The sequence below is a fragment of the Bacillus cereus group sp. BfR-BA-01379 genome (assembly GCF_022663605.1).
Lineage (GTDB): Bacteria > Bacillota > Bacilli > Bacillales > Bacillaceae_G > Bacillus_A > Bacillus_A mobilis.
On the sequence record NZ_JAKUFT010000278.1, the window covers coordinates 1 to 247 of the forward strand.

The following is a 247-nucleotide window of genomic DNA, read 5'->3' on the forward strand; positions in this document are numbered from 1 at the left end:
AAAAAATAGATGTTTTTGAGGGGTAACAATCCTATTCCGACCTTTCCGGTAGACTTTATGGTTATTAGCTTATATCGTCAGTTATATTTTGTCAATTCTTTCTGAATAAATATTTTGATAATTCTTCCTGAATTATTGTTCTATCTTTAATTTAGGTAAACTTAATAAAATACCGTTATAGTTATCTTCTTGTAATCCTTGAATTCGCGCATGATGTGCAGACACAACTTTGCTATTATTTAAGAAG

Annotated in this window: 1 pseudogene; it reads right to left on the reverse strand. The window is 29.1% G+C overall.

The window, feature by feature from the left end:
* Positions 1 to 132: 132 nt before the first annotated feature.
* A pseudogene (locus MR113_RS27850) lies at positions 133 to 247 on the reverse strand (oligopeptide-binding protein oppA); the annotation flags it as partial.